Raw genomic sequence first — 4497 nt, forward strand, 5'->3', positions numbered from 1 at the left:
CTTGGTTTAAAGTAATATTTAGTTGAGCCATTGAGCTATACCTCCGGTTAATTTGTTGTGGTGACTTTATTATACCTAAAGGTGAGCCTTTGGCTCTTTTAATATTAATTTTTGAATTTACACCATTATATGGACATTACTCAGTATCGCTGCCGCCAGGTCATTCCTGATCGGAGAATCCCAGGCATACGCCAGGGAGAGAGATGAGTGGACAGTTCTTTTGTCCACTGAAGACAAGGTTGTTGAGCTACCAGCTCTAGGTAATCACCCTGTGCCAATTTATTATGCCGAGTTCGATATCAAGGGTAATCCCGAGGACTACCGAGACCAGAGCATGTGCGACTACTATGGCAAGGACGAGATAGTTCTTCTTCAAAAAGGTGAGTGAGATTAAGAAAGCCCAGGAATTGTACAAGTGGCTTTCACGGCATATCCTCGTTGCAGGTGAGTCAGACTTGATGGCTTATTTCCTTGTCTAAGTCCGTAAAATGATGGCCAATATCAATTGTTATTAAATTGCATTACGGACTATAGCGGTTTTTTGAGCATACAGTCCGTAAAACGGGTTTTTTTGAGGAATTGATCCAATTAATCAGGGAGACGAGTTACGGACTATGGGCTCAAAAAGTGGTCCCTAGGCTGAAAATGGATATTTGGGGAGTTTTTGCGGGAAATAATAACCTACTATAGAGCATTTTTCTATGCTATAGTCCGTAATCATTAAAACCTGACATTTTTTGGAGCACATTAGGAGCTCAAAAAAGTATTGGAGAGAAAATTTTTGCTGGTCTAATATCTGCAATTGATTTTCCTATTGCTGGTCCTATCTTTTTCTTGTCTTGAAGAAAATAATCAGGGCACTTTTAATACCACTGAGATAGTTTTTGGTTACAGGTATTAGATTTCCAACGCCAATATTTCCAGTTTTAATAAAACCACAATGTGAAATTCATACCCCTCAAAGAGGCGAGAGCTTCTGGTATTAGATTTGATAAAATAACACATGATACTTCCGTAAAGCCATAATACCTACGGCAGGTCAGGTTGTCAGCGGTATTATATTTACTCAATGTCTCTTGTCACGATACGATATAGCGCAACACTGAAGCCCCCGAGCTGGCATATCGCTTAAACGTAGCCAAAAACCTTTCCGGTAATCCAATTCACTGCCTACAACACACTATCCATGGCCGCTTGATTACCAAAAAAGTCTGACTGGATGAATATCAATAGCACCGTGGAATACCGCAGTTGGTGGGGAGTCAGTGGGTGACTCACCCACTGACTCCCCACCAACGAGGATATGCCGCGAAAGGTTATTGATATTCATTCAGTCAGACTTACAATTCATTAAGCGGCTTATGGATAATCTGTACTTTGTCTACAATCTGAACCCAGGAATTGTACAATTCCTGAGCTTTCTTTTATTGCTTCTTGAGGTTGTCGAGTTCAGCTTTTAACCGTGCTATTTCAGCATCTTTATCGGCGATTTCCGCTTCTTTGCTGGCAATTTCCGCTTCTTTGCTGGCGATTTCCGCTTCCTTCATAGCATTACTCTCTTCCAGCTCCTTCAACTTCGCGTCCTTGTATGCTTGCAGACGTATGAAGTCCTCGCGTTCTCTGGCAATCTTTATAGCATTCTTATATTCGTTGGTGAGATACACAGTTTCAACAGCAGAAGTCATGTACTTATTGTCGCTTGCTACCATCTTGATATCCTCCCATGTTCTGGATTTGATTCTGCCTTAGAATACTCTTCGAATAGTTTATTTAAATAGTCGGGGGTATCTACAGCTTGAAGAATATCATCCTGGCGGTTATTCATCTTAAGCCAGGAGAAAAGAGTAGTCGTATTTCTTATTCCTTGCTGTATGCCTTCTTCTTTGACGACATTCATATGACCAGTCTGATTATATTCGTATAAGTTATACATTATAACCGCCCTCCATACTCATTTATCGGTTTTTAAGGTTGTCAAGTTCAGCTTTTAACCGTGCTATTTCAGCATCTTTATCGGCAATAGTAGCATCTTTATCGGCATTTTCAGCTTTGATACTGGTGATTTCCGCTTCTTTGCTGGCGATTTTCGCTTCCATTGCAGCATTACTCTCTTCCAGCTCCTTCAACTTCGCGTCCTTGTATGCTTGCAGACGTATGAAGTCCTCGCGCTCTCTGGCAATCTTTATAGCATTCTTATCTTCATTGGTGAGATACACAGTTTCAACAGCAGAAGTCATGTATTTATTGTTACTTGCTACCATCTTGATATCCTCCCATGTCTTGGATTTGAAAAGACGGGCCCACTGATCTATACCGCAGGCTATATCGTCGCTTGTTGCCAATTTTATCTGATTCAATGATACCACAATAAGATTAAACCTGTCAGTATAGAGATAGTTATCTCTTGCGTTCCGGAGCTGATATTTCCCAAAGAATTCAGGATGATCTTCAAAGAGAGTAAAGTCCAAAAATCCCACCTGATATACCGGCTTCACTTCACTATAATCCTCTCCGTGATCAAGTGAATCAAACTCCCTGCAAAGGTAGCTAAGCGAACGATACTGCCAGTTATCATAGTTGTCTTTTTGCATCTCGAGGTCGATAGTTGTGCCATCATCAAGCTCAACGACTATATCCAGACGGTATTCTTTATCAGTAATTCTGACTCCAGGAGTTACCTCATTGACAATTCTTAGTCCTACTATTCTGTCATCCTCCAACCCAAGAAGCGAGCACAAAAGCCCCTTCAAAGCGTATTTGTTTTTCTGAAAGACTATCCTGAAGATATAGTCATTCATCATTCCGTAGGGAATGTCACCTGTTGCATTAAGGTAGTCTTTCCCTGTAAACTCGTTGATTATTTCTTTTTTGTTATTCATGTTGTCCTTTCTCTTTTTTAATAGATTTGGAAAATTGCAGATAAGAAAACCTTACTGCGTGCTCCGAACGGAGCAGAATTGTTCTGAATGAACAAAAAGAAATATATCATCGAGCTTTGTTTTTGTAAATGCCTTTGACGTAATCTTAAGAAAGCCTTAAGAAGTTTACTGTATTACGAATTGGAATATAGGAGTAATCGATAGTAAGGATAGCTCTTTTCAAAAATGGCAAGTCATGCCCTTTTGTGTTATACTAAACTGAATATGTTTATTTTTAAGAGAGGACTATTATGAGAACTTATTTAGTAACAGGCGGAGCTGGATTTATCGGCTCAAACTACATTCACTATATGTTTAAAAAATATGGCGACGAGATCCGCATTATCAATGTGGATGCGCTGACCTACGCAGGAAACCTTGAGAACCTCAAGGACCTGGAGGGAAACCCTAACTACAAATTTGTAAGGGCCAACATCTGTGACAGGGATGCTATCAACAAGATCTTCGAGGAGAATGATATCGACAGAGTTGTGCACTTTGCGGCAGAGAGCCACGTTGACAGATCAATTGTTAACCCTGAGATCTTCGTTGAGACCAACGTTCTTGGAACAGCTACAATGCTGAATGCTGCCAAGAAGGCATGGGAGAATCCAGATGGCACTTTCAAGGAGGGCAAGAAGTTCCTTCACGTGTCTACTGATGAGGTTTATGGTTCCCTTGACGAGGATCCTAACGCATACTTCTATGAGACAACTCCATACGATCCTCACAGCCCATATTCTGCAAGTAAGGCAAGTAGCGACATGCTGGTGAAGGCTTACATGGACACCTACAAGTTCCCTGCCAACATCACCAACTGCTCCAACAACTACGGACCTTACCAGTTCCCAGAGAAGCTCATTCCACTTATCATCAACAATGCACTGGCTGGTAAGAATCTTCCTGTTTATGGAGATGGAAAAAATGTCCGCGACTGGCTCTACGTTGAGGACCACGCCAAGGCAATCGATATGGTTCAGGAAAAGGGACGTCTCTTTGAGACCTACAACGTTGGCGGCCACAATGAGAAGCAGAACATTGAGATCGTTAAGACCATCATCGACGTACTCAGAGATGAGCTTGATGATTCAGATCCAAGAAAAGAGCATCTTACTAATGATCTCATTACTTACGTAACAGACAGAAAAGGTCACGACCGCAGATATGCCATCGCTCCAGACAAGATCAAAAAAGAAATTGGCTGGGAGCCAGAGACCATGTTCAAGGAAGGCATCAGAAAGACCATTAAGTGGTATTTCGACAACCAAGACTGGATGGAGCATGTAACAAGCGGTGATTATGAGAAATATTACGAAAAGATGTATGCTAATAGATAAGGAGCGCGTATGAAAGGAATTATTCTTGCAGGCGGATCTGGAACACGTCTTTACCCTCTTACAAGGGCCATGTCCAAGCAGATGATGCCTGTATATGACAAGCCAATGATCTATTATCCTCTCTCAACCCTGATGCTTGCAGGTATCAGAGAGGTGCTTATAATCTCAACTCCAAGAGACCTTCCTATGTTTGAGGAGCTCTTTGGGACCGGAGAGCAGCTTGGCATGAGCTTTAGCTATGC

The 4497-nt window shown here is 41.6% G+C and carries 6 protein-coding genes; 3 read left to right on the plus strand and 3 right to left on the minus strand.

Annotated elements, in window-relative coordinates:
• Positions 1-220: 220 nt before the first annotated feature.
• Positions 221-388, plus strand: a complete 168-nt coding sequence (locus J6I68_RS15410; RefSeq protein WP_292221596.1) for a hypothetical protein — start codon at positions 221-223, stop codon at positions 386-388.
• A gap of 1036 nt (positions 389-1424) precedes the next feature.
• Here J6I68_RS15410 and J6I68_RS15415 read toward each other — a convergent pair.
• The 3 genes from J6I68_RS15415 to J6I68_RS15425 are packed head-to-tail and all read right to left on the minus strand — an operon-like array spanning position 1425 to position 2879.
• Positions 1425-1709, minus strand: a complete 285-nt coding sequence (locus J6I68_RS15415) for a hypothetical protein (RefSeq protein ID WP_292221598.1) — start codon at positions 1707-1709, stop codon at positions 1425-1427.
• Positions 1703-1933, minus strand: coding sequence for a hypothetical protein (locus J6I68_RS15420; protein WP_292221600.1), 231 nt, complete (start codon positions 1931-1933; stop codon positions 1703-1705). Before J6I68_RS15420 ends, J6I68_RS15415 begins: the two co-directional genes overlap by 7 nt.
• 22 nt (positions 1934-1955) lie before the next feature.
• Positions 1956-2879: an Rpn family recombination-promoting nuclease/putative transposase gene (locus J6I68_RS15425; protein WP_292221601.1), complete on the minus strand. Its 924-nt coding sequence runs from the start codon at positions 2877-2879 to the stop codon at positions 1956-1958.
• 290 nt (positions 2880-3169) lie between these two features.
• On the opposite strand from J6I68_RS15425, the gene rfbB reads away from it, so the two are divergent.
• Complete coding sequence (gene rfbB, locus J6I68_RS15430) at positions 3170-4255, plus strand: dTDP-glucose 4,6-dehydratase (protein WP_292221603.1); 1086 nt, start codon at positions 3170-3172, stop codon at positions 4253-4255.
• Positions 4256-4264: 9 nt separating this feature from the next.
• On the plus strand, positions 4265-4497 hold a 233-nt coding region (locus J6I68_RS15435), incomplete at its 3' end, for a sugar phosphate nucleotidyltransferase (protein ID WP_292221604.1).

It is taken from the genome of Butyrivibrio sp., assembly GCF_017940685.1.
Lineage (GTDB): Bacteria > Bacillota > Clostridia > Lachnospirales > Lachnospiraceae > Butyrivibrio.